General features: G+C 64.0%; 16 protein-coding genes. 12 read left to right on the forward strand and 4 right to left on the reverse strand.

Annotation, left to right across the window (positions count from 1 at the left end; all coding sequences use genetic code 11):
• Nucleotides 1-30 precede the first annotated feature (30 nt).
• From ruvB to PAA8504_RS12720, 12 genes are all read left to right on the forward strand, one after another.
• On the forward strand, nucleotides 31-1,056 hold the full coding sequence (ruvB, locus tag PAA8504_RS12665; protein WP_108894556.1) for a Holliday junction branch migration DNA helicase RuvB: 1,026 nt from the start codon (nucleotides 31-33) through the stop codon (nucleotides 1,054-1,056).
• A 36-nt stretch (nucleotides 1,057-1,092) separates the two neighbouring features.
• Entirely contained in the window at nucleotides 1,093-1,719 is a 627-nt protein-coding gene (locus PAA8504_RS12670) for a hypothetical protein (RefSeq protein WP_108894656.1), read from the forward strand.
• Entirely contained in the window at nucleotides 1,719-2,096 is a 378-nt protein-coding gene (gene ybgC, locus PAA8504_RS12675; protein ID WP_108894557.1) for a tol-pal system-associated acyl-CoA thioesterase, read from the forward strand. The genes PAA8504_RS12670 and ybgC overlap by 1 nt, the downstream gene beginning before the upstream one ends.
• Nucleotides 2,097-2,247: 151 nt before the next feature.
• Complete coding sequence (tolQ, locus tag PAA8504_RS12680) at nucleotides 2,248-2,943, forward strand: protein TolQ (RefSeq protein WP_108894558.1); 696 nt, start codon at nucleotides 2,248-2,250, stop codon at nucleotides 2,941-2,943.
• Between the two features lies 1 nt (nucleotide 2,944).
• Nucleotides 2,945-3,415, forward strand: coding sequence for a protein TolR (tolR, locus tag PAA8504_RS12685; RefSeq protein ID WP_108894559.1), 471 nt, complete (start codon nucleotides 2,945-2,947; stop codon nucleotides 3,413-3,415).
• 21 nt (nucleotides 3,416-3,436) lie between these two features.
• Nucleotides 3,437-4,597: a cell envelope integrity protein TolA gene (gene tolA, locus PAA8504_RS12690; protein ID WP_108894560.1), complete on the forward strand. Its 1,161-nt coding sequence runs from the start codon at nucleotides 3,437-3,439 to the stop codon at nucleotides 4,595-4,597.
• Between the two features lie 45 nt (nucleotides 4,598-4,642).
• Nucleotides 4,643-5,965, forward strand: a complete 1,323-nt coding sequence (tolB, locus tag PAA8504_RS12695; protein ID WP_108894561.1) for a Tol-Pal system beta propeller repeat protein TolB — start codon at nucleotides 4,643-4,645, stop codon at nucleotides 5,963-5,965.
• 63 nt (nucleotides 5,966-6,028) lie between these two features.
• Nucleotides 6,029-6,565, forward strand: coding sequence for a peptidoglycan-associated lipoprotein Pal (gene pal / locus PAA8504_RS12700; protein WP_108894562.1), 537 nt, complete (start codon nucleotides 6,029-6,031; stop codon nucleotides 6,563-6,565).
• 4 nt (nucleotides 6,566-6,569) lie between these two features.
• A complete protein-coding gene (gene ybgF / locus PAA8504_RS12705) occupies nucleotides 6,570-7,376 on the forward strand; it encodes a tol-pal system protein YbgF (RefSeq protein WP_108894563.1) in 807 nt (268 codons plus the stop codon).
• Nucleotides 7,377-7,379: 3 nt separating this feature from the next.
• Nucleotides 7,380-8,606 (forward strand): tRNA lysidine(34) synthetase TilS, encoded by a 1,227-nt coding sequence (gene tilS, locus PAA8504_RS12710; RefSeq protein WP_108894564.1) that lies wholly within the window; start codon nucleotides 7,380-7,382, stop codon nucleotides 8,604-8,606.
• 84 nt (nucleotides 8,607-8,690) lie between these two features.
• Nucleotides 8,691-10,604 (forward strand): ATP-dependent zinc metalloprotease FtsH, encoded by a 1,914-nt coding sequence (gene ftsH / locus PAA8504_RS12715; protein ID WP_108894565.1) that lies wholly within the window; start codon nucleotides 8,691-8,693, stop codon nucleotides 10,602-10,604.
• A 78-nt stretch (nucleotides 10,605-10,682) separates the two neighbouring features.
• The gene (locus PAA8504_RS12720) at nucleotides 10,683-11,270 is read left to right on the forward strand and encodes an MOSC domain-containing protein (protein ID WP_108894566.1); all 588 of its coding nucleotides are present in this window, start codon (nucleotides 10,683-10,685) and stop codon (nucleotides 11,268-11,270) included.
• A gap of 199 nt (nucleotides 11,271-11,469) precedes the next feature.
• On the opposite strand, the gene PAA8504_RS12725 is transcribed toward PAA8504_RS12720, so the two are convergent.
• The 4 genes from PAA8504_RS12725 to PAA8504_RS12740 form a co-directional block, all read right to left on the reverse strand.
• Entirely contained in the window at nucleotides 11,470-11,826 is a 357-nt protein-coding gene (locus tag PAA8504_RS12725; protein WP_108894657.1) for a PaaI family thioesterase, read from the reverse strand.
• Between the two features lie 38 nt (nucleotides 11,827-11,864).
• Entirely contained in the window at nucleotides 11,865-12,536 is a 672-nt protein-coding gene (gene pdeM, locus PAA8504_RS12730; RefSeq protein WP_108894567.1) for a ligase-associated DNA damage response endonuclease PdeM, read from the reverse strand.
• A gap of 80 nt (nucleotides 12,537-12,616) precedes the next feature.
• Nucleotides 12,617-15,058 (reverse strand): ligase-associated DNA damage response DEXH box helicase, encoded by a 2,442-nt coding sequence (locus tag PAA8504_RS12735; protein ID WP_108894568.1) that lies wholly within the window; start codon nucleotides 15,056-15,058, stop codon nucleotides 12,617-12,619.
• A gap of 50 nt (nucleotides 15,059-15,108) precedes the next feature.
• Nucleotides 15,109-16,416, reverse strand: a complete 1,308-nt coding sequence (locus tag PAA8504_RS12740; RefSeq protein ID WP_108894569.1) for an ATP-binding protein — start codon at nucleotides 16,414-16,416, stop codon at nucleotides 15,109-15,111.
• Nucleotides 16,417-16,451 lie beyond the last annotated feature (35 nt).

The raw sequence follows: 16,451 nt of genomic DNA on the forward strand, positions 1-16,451 counted from the left end.
GCCACCAGCTCTGCGTGAGGTGCTGCCCCAATGAGCCCGCCCGACCCGACCTTGCGCCCCGAGCGGTTGCCCGACGATGACGGTCCCGCGATGCGGCCGCAGTCGCTTGATGCGTTCACCGGCCAAGCCGAGGCGCGTGCCAATCTCAAGGTCTTCATTGAAAGTGCGCGGATGCGCGGCAAGGCCATGGACCACGCCCTGTTCCACGGCCCCCCGGGTCTGGGTAAGACGACCCTCGCGCAGATCGTCGCGAAGGAACTGGGGGTGAATTTCCGGATGACCTCGGGGCCGGTTTTGGCGAAGGCCGGCGACCTTGCGGCGATCCTGACCAATCTCGAAGCGCGTGATGTCCTGTTTATCGACGAGATCCATCGGCTGAACCCGGTGGTCGAGGAAGTGCTGTACCCCGCGCTCGAGGATTTCGAGCTTGACCTCGTCATTGGCGAGGGTCCGGCCGCGCGCACGGTCCGTATCGAGCTTCAGCCCTTTACCCTAGTCGGGGCGACAACGCGTCTGGGCCTGTTGACAACTCCGTTGCGGGACCGCTTCGGCATTCCGATCCGCCTGCAATTCTACACGGTCGAGGAACTGCAAGCCATCGTGGCGCGCGGTGCTCGGCTTATGGGGATCGAGGCAGATCCGGACGGGGTCCGCGAAATCGCGGCGCGGGCCCGCGGCACCCCGAGGATCGCCGGGCGATTATTGCGGCGGGTGGTGGATTTCGCCCTTGTCGAAGGAGACGGCCGCTTGAGCCGGGAGCTTGCGGATCAGGCCCTTACGCGGCTTGGCGTCGACAAGCTGGGCCTGGACGGTGCGGACCGCCGGTACCTGACCCTGATCGCCGAGCATTATCAAGGTGGCCCCGTCGGGATCGAGACGCTGTCCGCCGCTTTGTCGGAAAGCCGCGACGCGCTTGAAGAGGTGATCGAGCCCTACCTGCTGCAGAACGGCCTGATCCAGCGGACCCCGCGTGGACGGATGCTGGCGCAGGGCGCCTGGACGCATCTTGGCCTCATGCCGCCCACCGTGCGCGGCGGCGACCTGTTCGACACCTGACCTAGCCCTAGCATTCGACCCATGACCGATACCGCGATGACCCCCGAAGAGATCAAGGACCTGTTCACCCGGTCCGACGGAACCTACGCCTTTGCCAGGTGGGGCCGACCCATTGCCCCCGTGGTGTTCGGCGTCGACGACCCAACCCTGTCCGTCATCAAGGGCGCGCTCGAGGCGGTGCTGCAACTGGCGGGACACGAACTGACGGAGACCGACCCCGAACTTGGGGTCAACTTTATGGTCTTCTTCATGCGCGAGTGGGACGAGCTGCGGCATGTCCCCGACCTCGACCGCCTGATACCTGACCTATACCCGCTTCTGGACCGGTTGGAGGGGATCGCGGCGAACCAGTATCGGATCTTCCGCTTCGACGAGGCCGGCGCGATCCGGGCCGCCTTCGTCTTCGTGCGTATGGATGAAGAGATGTCGAAGGTTCCGGCCGAGACCGTCGCGCTGGCCCAGGTCGTGCAGACCATCCTGCTCTGGTCGGACACGGCATTCACCAACCGGTCCGCACTGGCGCAAGCTCCGGGCGGGGCAGTGATCCTGCGGCCCGAGATCGGGGCGCTGATCCGTGCCGCGTATGAGCCAGTTATGCCCGCGGTCGCCGACGATGCCGCCCACGCGCTTCGCCTTTCTGCCCGCGTTGGCCGACCAAGCTGATGTTCGAGGTCACGGTCTATTACGAAGATACCGACATGGGCGGGGTCGTCTATCACGCGAATTACCTGAAATTCATCGAAAGGGCGCGCTCGGATTGGGTCGCCGCGCTGGGTGTCGATCAGCTGGCCCTGCGCGAGGCGGGAACCGTGTTTGTGGTTCGGCGCATCGCGGCCGATTTCCTTGCGCCGGCCCGATTGGGGGACGTCCTGCGCGTCTCGACCGAGGTCGAGACGGCGGGCGGGGTTCGGCTGACGTTGGTTCAGACGGTGCTGCGCGGCGACGAGGCCCTGTTCCGCGCGACGGTCGAGGTGGTTGCGATGGATCCCCAGACCGGGGCGCCCAAGAGACTGCCCGAAGTCATTCGCGCGCAGCGCTGACCGCGCCGGGCAAAACTTCGCCGATCCGGGCCGTTCCCCGGCCGTCTCACTCTATCGTGCAGTTTATATGGCTTTTGCACGAGGACTCCGCTAGGTAAGAGCGCAAAGAGGCTGAACACGGCCCGCACGGCGACGTAAACGAGCAGGACATATGGAAACCGAAGCCCTCGCAGCCGCGTCGGAGATTGATTTCTCCATGCTGGGATTATTCGCCCGCGCCTCATTCATCGTGAAGCTGGTGATGCTGCTTCTGATTGCGGCCAGCGTCTGGTCTTGGGCCATCGCCATCCGCAAGGTGTTGACGTTCCGGTCGGCCCGGTCCGAGGCGGCCGAATTCGACGCGGTCTTCTGGTCGGGCGAGCCCCTGGACAAGCTGTATCGCGAACTGGGCCCCGAGCCGGACGGCCGCGCGGCCGGCGTGTTCGCAGCCGGCATGACCGAATGGCAGCGATCCCACCGTGACGATGGCCGGATGATCCCCGGCGCGCAGGCCCGGATCGAACGCAGTATGGACGTGGCCATATCGCGCGAAGCCGAGGACTTGGAAAAGGGGTTGCCGATCCTGGCGACCATCGGCTCGACCGCCCCCTTCATCGGCCTTTTCGGCACGGTCTGGGGCATCATGACCGCCTTCATCGACATCGCCGAGCAGCAGAACACCAACCTTGCCGTCGTGGCCCCCGGCATCGCCGAGGCGCTTCTGGCCACCGGCCTGGGCCTTCTGGCGGCAATCCCGGCGGTTATCTTCTACAACAAGCTTTCGGCGGACCAGGGCCGGATCGTGGGCAGCTACGAAGCCTTCGCCGATGAATTCTCGACCATTCTGTCCCGGCAATTGGACGGCTGACATGGGGGCAGGGGTCGTTTCCAAGGAGGCGAGCGGCAGCCGCAGACGGCGGCGCAGCCGCGTCCGTCCGATGTCCGAGATCAACGTGACGCCCTTTGTCGACGTTATGCTGGTGCTTTTGATCATCTTCATGGTGTCGGCCCCGCTTCTGACCGTCGGCGTGCCGATCGAGCTGCCCGAAACGGCCGCCGAGGCACTGCCGACCGAGCAGGAAGAGCCGCTGACGATCACGCTGACCGCTGAAGGTGCGGTCCTGCTGATGGACAACGAAACCGAAAGCGACAACCTGATCGCGCAGCTTCGCGCCATCGCTGCAGAGCGTGAAAGCCGAAAGGTGTTCCTGCGCGCCGACGGGGCGATCCCCTACGCGCAGGTGGCCGAAGTGATGGGCGCTCTGAACGCCAGCGGGTTCAATCAGATCGGGCTTGTGACGGATTCGGGCGGGCGCAGGCTCGACGGAACGGACCAGTAGGCGAGGGGGCCCTGAGGGGGCATGGACACGCCGCTTATCATATCCTCGGTGGCGCATGTCGCGCTGATCCTGTTCCTTCTTCTGGGCGGGATTTTTCAGCGCGATCCCTTGCCGCCGGTCGAGTCGGCGGAAGTTACCGTGCTGAGCGAAGAGGAATTTGCCGCGCTGACCCGCCCCGAGGTCGGCGAGAGCGAGCCGCCCCCGATGGTCGAGGCCGAGGAGCCTTCGGCCGCCATCGACCAGACCGCCCCGGAGGAAGCCGAGATCCCAGAGGCCCCGCGCGTCACCGAACCGGCCCCGGAGCCCGAACCAGCACCGGAGCCCGAGCCGGTCCCCGATCCCCTCCCCGAGCCTGATCCCGTCCCGGAGGCCGAGATTGCCCCCGATGCCGCGGCCCCTGAGGCGCTGCCCCTGGATGACGTGAATACGCCCCGCCCGGCACCCCGTGTGGCCGAGGAAGCGACGCCCGAGCCTCCGCTGGAGGCTGAAACCGCCGACGCGCCAGAGGACGCCATCGCCCCGGAGCCCGACGACACTGCGGCCGAGGTGGTCGAAGATGAAGCCCCCGAGGCGCCGCCGGAAGCGACGACCGAGATCGTGACCGAGGCCGAAGAGCCGTCCTCGACCGTCGCCGACGCCGCGCCTGACAGTTCCTCCCGTCCCCGCAGCCGCCCCGAGCGAATTGCAGCCGTCGAACCCGAGCCCGAGCCGGAACCCGACCCCGAGCCGGCGCCCCAGACGCCTGGAGAGACATCCCGCGCCTCGTCCGACAACATTCAGGACGCGGTCGACGACACCATTGCGGGCCTTGAGGAACTGGTCGAACAAGGCACCCTCGAAGGCGCACCAGCCGGTCCCCCGCTGACCCAAGGCGAGACCGAGGCCTTTCGCCTGCAGGTCCGGCGCTGCTGGAACGTCGACGTGGGGTCCGAGGCCGCGAACGTTGTCATCACGATCCGCTTCAATATGACCCCGGACAACCAAGTGGTTTCCAGCTCGATCCAGCAGATCGCGGCCAGCGGCGGCTCGGCCGAGGCGATCCGGACGGCTTACGACTGGGGCCGACGCGCCATCCTTCGCTGCCAGGTCGAAGGCGGCGGTTATCAACTGCCGGTCGATAAATACGCCCAGTGGCAACAGGTCGAAGTGACCTTCAACCCCGCCGAGATGCGGATCAGGTAGGGACATGCTATGACCGCCCCCGAACCTAGAATTGGAGACAAGGCGATGAAGTTTCTTCGCGGCCTCGCGACGATGGCCCTTGCCCTGCTGCCGATGGCCCCGGCGACGGCACAGGACGGTCCCTTGCGCATCGAAATCACCGAAGGCGTGATCGAGCCGCTGCCCTTCGCGCTGCCGACGCTGATCGCCGAAACACCTGATGCGCAGCAGTGGGCGGAGCGGATCACGCAGGTGATCGCGGATGACCTGACCGGCACCGGCCTGTTCCGCCGCATCCCGCAGGACGCCTTCGTCAGCCAGATCACCGAGTTCACCCCGTCGGTCAACTATGCCAACTGGAAGGCGATCAACGCGCAAGCGCTGATTACCGGGGCCGTCGCGACCGGCGCGGACGGGTCGCTGACCGTCAAGTTCCGCCTGTTCGACGTCTTCTCCGAGGCGCCGTTGGGCGAGGGCTTGTCGCTGTCGGGTAGCCAGCAAAGTTGGCGACGCCTGGCGCACCGGGTGGCCGATCAGGTCTACAGCCGGATCACGGGCGAGTCGGGCTATTTCGATAGCCGCGTGGTCTTCGTGTCCGAGCAGGGACCGAAGAACGACCGGCAGAAGCGGCTGGCCGTGATGGATTATGACGGCGCCAATGTGCAGTACCTGACCGACAGTTCTTCGCTGGTGCTGGCACCGCGCTTCTCTCCCACGGGGGACCGCGTCCTCTACACCAGCTATCAAAGCGGCTTTCCCCGCATCTATGAGATGAACGTGGGTTCGGTCAGTCAGCGGTCCCTGCAGGTGCCGGCCGAATCGATGACCTTCGCGCCGCGCTATGCGCCCGACGGACAGACCATCGTCTTCTCGGCGTCGATCAACGGCAACACGGACATCTACCGCCTGCGCCCGGGTGGCGGGCCGGAACAGCTGACCAACGCCCCCTCGATCGAGACGGCGCCCAGCTATTCGCCGGACGGTAGCCAGATCGTCTTCGAAAGCGACCGCTCAGGCTCTCCGCAGCTTTACATCATGCCTTCGAATGGGGGCGAGGCGCGGAGGATCAGCTTCGGCGCGGGGCGCTACGGGACCCCGGTCTGGTCACCGCGGGGCGATTTGATTGCTTTCACCAAGCAGAACGAGGGGCGGTTCCACATCGGCGTCATGCGCACCGACGGCAGCGAGGAGCGTCTGCTGACGGCCAGCTTCCTGGACGAGGGGCCGACTTGGGCGCCGAATGGCCGCGTGCTGATGTTCACTCGCGAAAGCGCCGGTGCGGGCGGGCAACCAGCCCTGTATTCGGTCGACGTGTCGGGGCGGAACCTGCGTCGGGTCGAAACACCCGCCGCCGCGTCTGACCCCGCATGGTCGCCGCTGCTGCCTTGACGATTCACAGGACCGTTCATCGGTGCTAACAACACGTAAACCTATTCGCAGGAGAGCGCATTGATGCGTATCATCGGAAAACTTGGCCTTGTGCTCTGCGTCGCAGCTGTCGCGGCGTGTTCGAACCCCAATCGTTTCGGCGCAGGCGATCCGGGCGCTGGGACCGGCGCCGGCACCGGTATGGCCGGCGTGAATGACGGCGCGATCACGCAAGGTGCGCTCGATCCGTCCTCGCCCGCCTATTTCAACGAGACGATCGGGGATCGGGTGTTGTTCGCCGTTGATCAGTCCACCTTGGGCGACGCCGCGCGCCAGACCCTGATCGCCCAAGCCAACTGGCTGACCCAAAACCCGTCCTACACGGCCATCATCGAAGGCCACGCGGATGAGCAGGGCACGCGCGAATACAACCTTGCCCTCGGTGCGCGCCGCGCCGCTTCGGCCCGTGATTTCCTAGTCAGCCAAGGGGTCGCATCCAGTCGTCTTCGCACCGTCACCTACGGCAAGGAACGCCCGATCGAGGTCTGCTCGACCGAGGCCTGCTATGCCCAGAACCGCCGCGCCGTTACAGTGATCGCCGCCGGCGGACTGACGAGCTGATCGGATGCTGCGCGGTGTGATTTTCAGTCTCGCCCTGCTTCCGGGCCTCGCCTGGGCCCAGAGCGATGAGACGCTGGCAGACATCAAGCAGGACCTTGCGGTCCTGTCGACCGAGTTGCAGGGCCTTCAGCGCGAGTTGTCGACCACCGGCGGGCCGTCGGTGAACCTTGAAGGCACGGGTGCACTGGCCCGCATCGACGCGATGGAGGCTGAATTGCGTCGGCTCACCGGCGCCACGGAGCGCATGGAGAACCGGATCAACGATGTGGTGTCCGACGGGACCAACCGGATTGGCGACCTCCGTTTCCGTGTTTGCGAAATCGAGGAAGGGTGCGACTTTGCCACGCTGGGCGAGACGCCCGCCCTTGGCGGCGTCGACACGCCGCCGCCGAGCCGGCCGGCGCCGGTGACGAACGGGGCCCAGCTTGCCGTTGGGGAACAGGAAGACTTCGATCGGGCGAAGGAGGCCCTCGACTCCGGTAGCTTTCGCAGCGCCGCAGACCAGTTCCAGGCCTTTACCGAGACCTACACGGGCGGCCCGCTGACCGGTGAGGCGCATTATCTTCGCGGCGATGCCCTGAGCCAGCTCGGCGAGGACGCCGAGGCGGCGCGCGCCTATCTCGACGCGTTCTCGGGGCAGCCCGAGGGTCCGCGCGCGGCCGATGCGCTGTTGCAACTCGGTCTCAAGCTGGAGACGCTGGGACAGACCGCGGATGCCTGCGCCACGCTGGGCGAAGTCCCGGGGCGGTTCCCGGCGTCCGAGGCCGCCGCCGAGGCTGAGGCTGCGCGGGCCCGTTTGTCCTGCTCCTGACCCGTGGCCGACAGGGCCGATCCGGTATCCTGCCTTGCCGGGATTGCGATACCTGACCACCGGATCGGCATCGCCGTATCCGGTGGTGGGGACAGCCTGGCCGCCCTCGTAGCGGCCTGCGAAGCGGGCCTGAACGTCCGGGCGGCGACCGTCGATCACGGCCTGCGCCCCGAAAGCCGACGCGAAGCCGAGACGGTCGCGCAATTCTGCGGCGAGCGTGGCATCCCGCATCGTATCCTGTCGTGGAACTGGGACGGAACTGGCAATCTGTCCGCAAATGCACGTGAAGGGCGTCTACAGGCCCTGGCTGAATGGGCATCCGCCGAAGACCTTGCTTGCGTGGTCCTTGGCCATACCCGGGACGACGTCGCCGAGACTTTCGTGATGCGTCTGGCGCGCAAATCAGGCGTCGACGGTCTCTCCACCATGCGCGCCTCTTTCACGGTCGATAATGTCCGGTTCGTCCGGCCGCTTTTATGTGTGTCGCGTGCTTCCCTCCGCGCGTTCCTCACCGCCCGCGGGCACGACTGGATCGAGGATCCGACCAACTGCGACCCGACCTATGAGCGCGCGCGCATCCGGGCCGGACTGACCGCATTGCAGGGCCTGGGGATTGATGCGGATACGCTGGCGGCTGTTGCCGATCAGATGCGCGGGGCGCGCACGGCGCTAGATGCCACGGCATTGAACCTTGTCGATCGGCATTGCCGCCAAACGGCTGGAGCCCTTGTCATATCTCACCGGCTCCATGACGAGCCTGAGGAACTGGTGCGGCGCGTCTATGTCGCCTCGCTTCGGTGGGTGGGGGCACAAGCATACGCCCCGCGGCGCGACGATGCCGCACGTTTCATCGCCGCGGCGAAGGCAGGCCGGGATGCCACTCTGCACGGCGTTCGCCTTATCTCGCAGTCAAGCGAGGCGCTAATGGTGCGTGAATACGATGCCGTTCGCGGACGCTCCGGCCGGGTGAACGATCCCTGGGACCAAAGATGGCGTCTTGCAGGTCCCAGTCTGGACGGGGCCGAGGTACGTGATTTGGGTCCGGACGGGCTTTCGCAATGTCCTGACTGGCGCAAGACCGGGCTGCGCCGCGAGATCCTGCTTCCCACCCCGGCAATCTGGCAGGGTGACTTCCTTGTAGCGGCCCCCCTCGCCGGGCTGAGCGATGGTTGGACGGCTATGACGGCGTCTTTCCGCGACGAATTCGCGCCAATGGACTCTATCGATTGAATCACTGGCGCTAGTGGTTATCTATTGGGTCGACTACGGGCGCGGGTATTCCTGCGACCGACACTCCCACCCTAGGAGGTTTTCTTGGGAAACGCGCGTAATATCGCTTTCTGGGCCGTTCTGTTCTTGCTCGTCCTGGCGCTCTTCAACCTGTTCTCGGGTGGGCAATCATCGCTCAACGCGCGTTCGGTCAGCTATTCGGATTTCGTCGAACAGGTCGAAAGCGGTGAGGTTTCGACTGTCACACTCGATGGTGAGCGGGTGCTGTTCCGCGGTGCCGACGGGCAGGACTATTCGACCGTCCGCCCCGACGAGGGCGGTGAACTTACCGATCGCCTGCTGGCCAACGACGTCACCATCAACGCCAAACCGCAGGAGCAGTCCGGATTCACTACGATCCTGATGACCTTCCTGCCATTCCTTCTGCTGATCGGCGTCTGGATCTACTTCATGAACCGGATGCAGGGCGGCGGCAAAGGCGGGGCTATGGGCTTTGGCAAGTCCAAGGCCAAGCTTCTGACAGAGAAGCATGGCCGCGTTACCTTCGACGACGTGGCGGGCATCGACGAGGCCAAGGATGACTTGGAAGAGATCGTAGAATTTCTGCGCAACCCGCAGAAATTCTCCCGCCTCGGCGGCAAGATACCCAAGGGTGCGCTTCTGGTTGGCCCTCCGGGTACGGGTAAGACGCTGTTGGCCCGCGCCGTGGCGGGCGAAGCAGGCGTGCCGTTCTTCACCATTTCGGGGTCCGACTTCGTTGAGATGTTCGTGGGTGTGGGTGCGTCCCGTGTCCGGGACATGTTCGAACAGGCCAAGAAGAACGCGCCCTGCATCGTGTTCATCGACGAGATCGACGCCGTTGGCCGTTCGCGCGGCGTGGGCTATGGCGGGGGCAACGACGAGCGCGAGCAGACGCTGAACCAGCTTCTGGTCGAGATGGATGGGTTCGAGGCGAACGAGGGTATCATCATCGTCGCCGCGACCAACCGTCCCGACGTGCTCGACCCCGCGCTGCTGCGTCCGGGCCGCTTCGACCGCCAGGTCCAGGTGCCGAATCCCGACATTAAGGGACGCGAGAAGATCCTCGGCGTTCACGCCCGCAAGGTGCCGCTGGGACCGAATGTCGACCTGCGCATCATCGCGCGCGGCACTCCGGGGTTCTCCGGCGCGGATCTTGCGAACCTCGTGAACGAGGCCGCGTTGATGGCAGCGCGCGTCGGTCGGCGCTTCGTCACGATGGACGATTTCGAAAATGCCAAGGACAAGGTCATGATGGGTGCCGAGCGTCGGTCCATGGTCATGACGGAGGATGAGAAAAAGCTGACCGCCTATCATGAAGCCGGGCATGCTGTCGTGGGCCTGAACGTCCCGCAGCACGACCCCGTTCACAAGGCCACCATCATTCCTCGGGGACGCGCCCTGGGTCTCGTCCTCTCACTGCCTGAGCGGGACCAGCTTTCGGTCAGCTACACGAAGTACACGTCGAAGATCGCCATGGCGATGGGCGGGCGAGTCGCGGAGGAGTTGAAGTTCGGAAAAGAGAACGTCACTTCCGGTGCCGCGTCGGACATCCAACAGGTGACCAAGATTGCCCGTGCGATGATCACACAATTCGGGTTCGACGACGAGATCGGGTATATTGATTATGCTAACGAACAGCAGAGCTACCTTGGCGGCTACTCCGGCGGCAAGGATCATTCGGCAGCGACCCAGCGTTTGATCGACGAGAAAGTGCGCGCGCTGGTCGACGAAGGTTACCAGACCGCCAAGCGTATCCTGACCGAAAAGCGAGACGAGTGGGAGCGGTTGGCCCAGGGTCTGCTGGAGTATGAAACCCTGACAGGCCCCGAGATCACGAAGGTCATCAACGGAGAACCGCTGAACCGCGGTGACGACGATGACACGCCGGATCAGGGAAACACTTCGTCTATAGCCTCGATCCCCAAGACAAAGCCCAAGGCCAAACCCGATGGCGGACTGGAACCGGAACCCACCTGATCAGAGGGGCCGCGCAAGCGGCCCTTTTTCTTTCTTCGGGATCCGCTAGAGGATAGGTTCAGCCACCCGGAGATCACGATGCCCGCGCTCATTCCAACTGACTACTCGGCTACGGTCGTCTGGCTTGGCGTGGTGCCATACCGAGCGCGCGCGGAGATCGACGGGCGCGCGGTGGATGAAATGCCCCTCGACTTCGGGGGGATGGCCGGAGAGCATCACGCCGGGCGTATCAGACCCTCGTGTTCGCGCGTGATCGCCCAGCATCCCCGCGACACCGAGATTGCCAATGTCCGCCAACTGTCCGTGGTGTCGCTGGAGGAAATGGATCAGATCGCCTGCAAGATCGGTTTGCCCGAGCTAAAGCCCGAATGGCTGGGGGCGTCCGTGGTCTTGACCGGTCTGCCTGATTTCAGCCACTTACCGCCCTCTTCCCGTCTGCAGGGACCGGACGGCGTCACCCTGGTGGTCGATATGCAGAACCGCCCTTGCAACCTGCCGACCAAGACGATCGTGGAAGAGGTTGGAGATCCCGGTCGGGGCTTCAAGGCCGCCGCCGAAGGGCTCAGGGGAGTGACGGCTTGGGTCGAGCGGCCGGGAACGCTGAGTCGCGGCGACCGCCTGCGGCTGCATATCCCGGACCAACGGGGCTGGTCGGGCGCACGGTAACGACTCGGATGGGAACCAGGCGATCCTTCGCTGTGTTACAATGTCAAGCACAACGGAGACGTGACAATGAGCAGCGTTATCTTCGCGATCCACGGCGGAATGTTCTTGGGAATCGCACTCGGCGCCCTGGCGTTAATCTAAACCTTTAATGGACTACCGAGCTTTGCCGCTGCCTAAATCGAGCAGCGGCGAAGTCTTTTTAAACTGGTATCATCGTTCCCTGCAGAAGCGCGATATCCTTCTCAATACCGTCGGCCACCGCCGAGACAGTTGCGGTCACGACGACTATTCTCCGGCCCGTCTTCACCACTTTTCCCCGCGCGATCAGCCTGTCCCCTGCACAGGGGCGAAGCAGGTTGATCTTCATCTCGACCGTCATGACCTCACCGGCGAAGGTGGTCAGCGCCGCATACCCAGCAGCTGAGTCCCCGATAGAGAAGGCCAGACCCGCATGGCCATAGCCATGCTGTTGCAACGCTCCGTCATGCACCGGTGCCTCGACGGTTGCAAAACCCTCACCGAGCTCGGTCATTTCCGCGCCAAGCGTCGTCATCATGCTCTGGCGGGCGAAACTGCGTCGGATCTCGTCGTAGGTCACGCGCGGGCGCCTTGGGGCACTGGGACCGCGCAGGGTCTTTGCCCTGTCAGGATGGCGCACGCGTCCTCTGCCATCAGCGAACGCAGCGCCGGGTTCAGCCAGTCCAACCCCCCGGTATAGGTTCCGTATGCGGGCAGGATGGCGTGCGTGCCGTCGTAAAGACAGCATGGACGAGAGACCGAGCGTCCCCGCAGAACAAGCCGTGCCTTGGGGTGATAGTGACCCGAGATTTCACCGGGGCTTCGGGTCGTGATGTGACGGAAGACCAATGGTCCGACCGAAAGCTCCGGCCGGGACCGTCCTCCAAGATCATGCAGGGCCGGATCGTGGTTCCCCGTGATCCACACCCAGTCGCGCCCGGCCTGCATGCGGGCGATCCACAGCTTTTCGGCAATCCCCAGCCCTTCCCGCGCAGCATCGTCGTCGAAACTGTCGCCAAGGCAGATCACCCGCTGCGGCTTGGTCGCCAGAACGTCGGCGTCAAGACGTGCAAGGGTGTCGCGGGTTTCGTAGGGCGGCAGCATTTGCCCAGACCGTCTGGCCACCCGTTCGGATTTGCCAAAATGGAGGTCCGATACGACAAGGGTGCCTGCCTTGGGCCACCATAAGGCCCCCGTCGACAGGAGGCGCAACCGCTCGTTCTGAAGCGCGAATTCAAAGAAGTTCATGGTCCGTTCAATAGCCATTGCCCACCCGGCGCACAAGCGAGCGATGCGATTATCGCCGCGAGGGGCGATGCACAAGGTGTTCAGAACGGCACACGCCAGCGCCGCGCGTCTTCTTGCGTAATCGCCAATCCGGCCCCTTCCATCAGGCGGGCGGCTTCGTCTTCCAGCAAGCGTTCCGTGCCTGCGCCCTCGACCGGGACACGCCCGGCTTCCAGGAACAAAGGAGCGGCGAGGGGTGTGGGACGGTCCGTTACGACATGGTCGATACGGCCGGCGGTGCGTGTCAGAAGCTCTTCGATCCTACCGAAATCGACTAGTCCCTTCAGTGCTTCCTCCCGAGTGATATCCAGAAGCAGGTGACCGGGATCATGCCGCCGTAGGGTGTCGTAGAGGATATCGGACGAGAAGGTTGCCTGCTTGCCCGACCTTCGCTGCCCCCGCGTCTGCCGGTCAATCAGCCCGGCAATGACAGCGGATTGCTTGAATGTGCGTTTCATGACGGCATTGGCGCCCAACCACGTTTCGAACGCGGTGCGCAGATCGTCTCCGTCGAACAGGGGGGCTGGATCCTCCAACCGGTCGAGGCCCCAGATCAGCGTCGCATAGTCGGTCGACACGAAGCCTAAAGGGTGCAAGCCGGCCGTTTCCATCTGGGCGGTCATCAGAAGACCGAGGGTCTGCATGGCGTTCCGCCCCGCGAAACCGTAGACGCACGTGTACTCCCGGCCGAGGAACGGAAAACTCTCGACCAGTATACGGTCGGTTTCGGGCAGGCGGGACTTGTTTCGTTGCAGGTGCAACCAGTCCCGGGTCGCGTCGGGAAGCTCAGGCCAATCTTCCTGCCCGAACATCTGCAAGATACGGCGGCTGAGCTGCGTGGAGGTCGCGAATTTCGTCCCCATGAAGGTCGCGATCTTCGGCGGCTTTTCGGGGCGGCGGGTCACTTCGACCACCATCTCGCGCAAGTTCTCATAGCGCACGATCTCGCCGCCGATCAAAAAGGTGTCACCGGGGGTCAGGGTCGCCGCGAACCCTTCCTCGACCTCGCCGAGCGGGGTGCCTCCACGCCGGTTCTTCAGCCGCACCTTCACCAGATCCGTGTCCATGATGGTCCCGACGTTCTGCCGGATCCGTTGGGTCCCACGGGGGTCGCGCAGGGACCAAAGGCCGTCTCGCTCGATCAGCCTTTGCCACTGGTCATAAGCGCGCAAGGCGTAGCCGCCGGTGGCGACAAAATCGAGGCAGCGGTCGAAGGCCCCGCGGCTCAGGTCGGCATAGCCGCCGACCGTCTTCACTTCGGCGTACAATTCCTCGGCCCGGAACGGTCCAGAGGCGGCCCTGATTAGAATGTGTTGGCACAAGACGTCCCTGGGGCCGGGCCCGCGAGGATCGCCATCCAGGTCGCGTTCCTTCACTGCCTCGAGCGCGGCAACACATTCCACGACCTCGAATCGATTGGCCGGGACCAGAAGCGCCTTGGAAGGCGCATTATAGCGATGGTTGGCTCGGCCGATCCGCTGAACAAGACGCTTTACGTTCTTCGGCGCCCCCACCTGAATGACCAGATCGACATCGCCCCAGTCGATGCCCAGATCCAGCGATCCGGTACACACTATGGCGCGCAGGCTGCCGTTTACCATCGCCTCTTCGGTCTTGGCCCGCTGTTCACGCGACAACGAGCCATGGTGGATGCCGATGGGGAGAGCCTCATCATTCTGAAGCCATAGGTCGTGGAAGAACAGCTCTGCCTGCGCCCGCGTGTTGTGGAAGATCAAAGTGGTCTTGTGCCGCTTGACCTGATCCAGAACCGCGGGAATGGCATACCTTCCTCCGCCGCCGGCCCAGGGTGGTGCGATCCCGGTTTCCAACATGGCGATATCCGGGGCCGGTCCCGGGTCGGCATAGAGGATCTGGCACGGGTCGGGATGACGCGCCAGGAAACGGGCGATGGCTGAGGGATCCTCGACTGTTGCCGAAAGACCGACGCGGCGAAGTTCCGGGACCAGAGCTTGCAGGCGTGACAGGCCGAGCATCAGTTGATCGCCCCGCTTGGATTCTGCCAGCGCATGAATTTCGTCCACGATGACCCGCTTCAGGCCCGCGAAAATCCGCGGCGCATCTTCGTAGGACAACATCAGGGCCAAGCTTTCAGGGGTCGTCAAAAGAATATGGGGCGGATCTGCGCGCTGGCGCCGTTTTTGGGTGTAGGTGGTGTCGCCTGAACGATCCTCGATTCGGATCGGCAGCCCCATCTCGGTCACCGGGGCAGTCAGGTTGCGCCTGATGTCGGTGGCGAGCGCCTTCAGCGGCGAGACATAGAGAGTATGGAGCCCCTCATGCATGCCGTCCGCGAGTTCAGCCAGCGATGGCATAAACCCGGCGAGGGTCTTGCCGCCCCCGGTCGGCGCGATGAGGAGGAGGGCGTTGGCATCGGCCTGCTCCAGCATTTGCGCCTGGTGAGGATGAATGGACCAACCACGGGCGGCAAACCAGGCATCGAAGCTGGGGGGAAGGATGGTCATGATGCGCCATGTAATGCGCCGATCCCCCGGATGCCATGCGTCCGTCCGACCTAGTGTTCGACGTCACCTTCTTCGACGAACAAGTTCGCCCAAGCCCGGTCGATCAAGGCCGGCGTCATCTGGTTCGGAATCCCCTCGAACGCGCAAATAGAGATGATCTGGTCGATCAGGAACACGGGCTGATAGTTGGCATAGACGTTGTCGATTTCAGGGTATCTGACCTTCATCAGATGGACCAGCGAGGCTTCGTCCAGGGGCATTCCCTTCTTCTTGGCAACCATCGCAAAGATCCTGAGGAAATCACGCTGGTTTGGCCCATCGATCTTGATCTTGTAAAAGATCCGACGCAGCGCAGCCTTGTCGAAGATCTTGTTCGGGTGGAAGTTGGTCGAGAAGATCACCAGCGTATCGAAAGGCACCTCGAACTTCTCGCCCGACTGAAGCGCCAAGATATCTTTCGACTCTTCAAGAGGCACGATCCAACGGTTGATAAGGGATTGGGGCGAATCCTCCTGCCGGCCGAGATCGTCAACGATGAATACGCCACCGGTAGATTTCAGTTGCAGCGGTGCCTGATAGGTTCGCGCGGTCGGGTTATAGACAAGGTCCAGCATTCCCAACCGAAGCTCGCCCCCCGTTATGACCGTGGGCCGGGTGCAAAGGACGTAGCGTGCGTCGTGTCGTTTCCGCAGGCGAAGGGCATTCGGATCGTCCGCCAGTTCCTCCACAGCCGTATGGACGATGGGGTCGTAGACGGTGATGACCTGACCTGCGTATTCGATGGCCCGAGGCACATAGATCGTATCGCCCAAAGCATCTCGAATCCCGTTGGAGATCGACGATTTCCCGTTTCCGGGGGGGCCGTACATCAGTATGGATCGCCCCGAGCCGACCGCGGGGCCAAGCTGATCGAGCAGATCGTCGGGCAGGATGAGATGGCCCATGGCGCCGGTCAGCCGGTCGCGGGTCATCGAAATGTTGCGGATCGACTGGCGTTTGACCTGCGCGGCATACGTCGCCAAGGGGACCGGCATCGCGCCGAAGTACTCAGATTGCCCCAGGGCGTCCAACGCCCTTGCCTTCCCGGTGTCGGATAGCTTGAACTCCATCTCGTTCCCGGCGCCGGCGTGAAGCGTGCCGGTCGCCTCGAGCAGTTTCTGCTGACGTGCCTCGTCGATCAGGGCTTGCGCCACGGTCAGAGGCAAGGCGATCGCGCGGGAAATCTCGCTGACGGTGGCGGCATTCGTCCGGAAAACCGTCTTCAAGACGATATCCCGCATCATCACCCGTGGCAGGCCCACGTCTTCGACGGTCTTGGGGGCCGGCGGCTGCGTGGGTGGGCTGACGGGCATGTTCATGAGGCATTATCCCTTGCTTGATAGCGTGTCCGCGG

This window comes from Palleronia abyssalis (genome assembly GCF_900302445.1).
GTDB lineage: Bacteria > Pseudomonadota > Alphaproteobacteria > Rhodobacterales > Rhodobacteraceae > Palleronia > Palleronia abyssalis.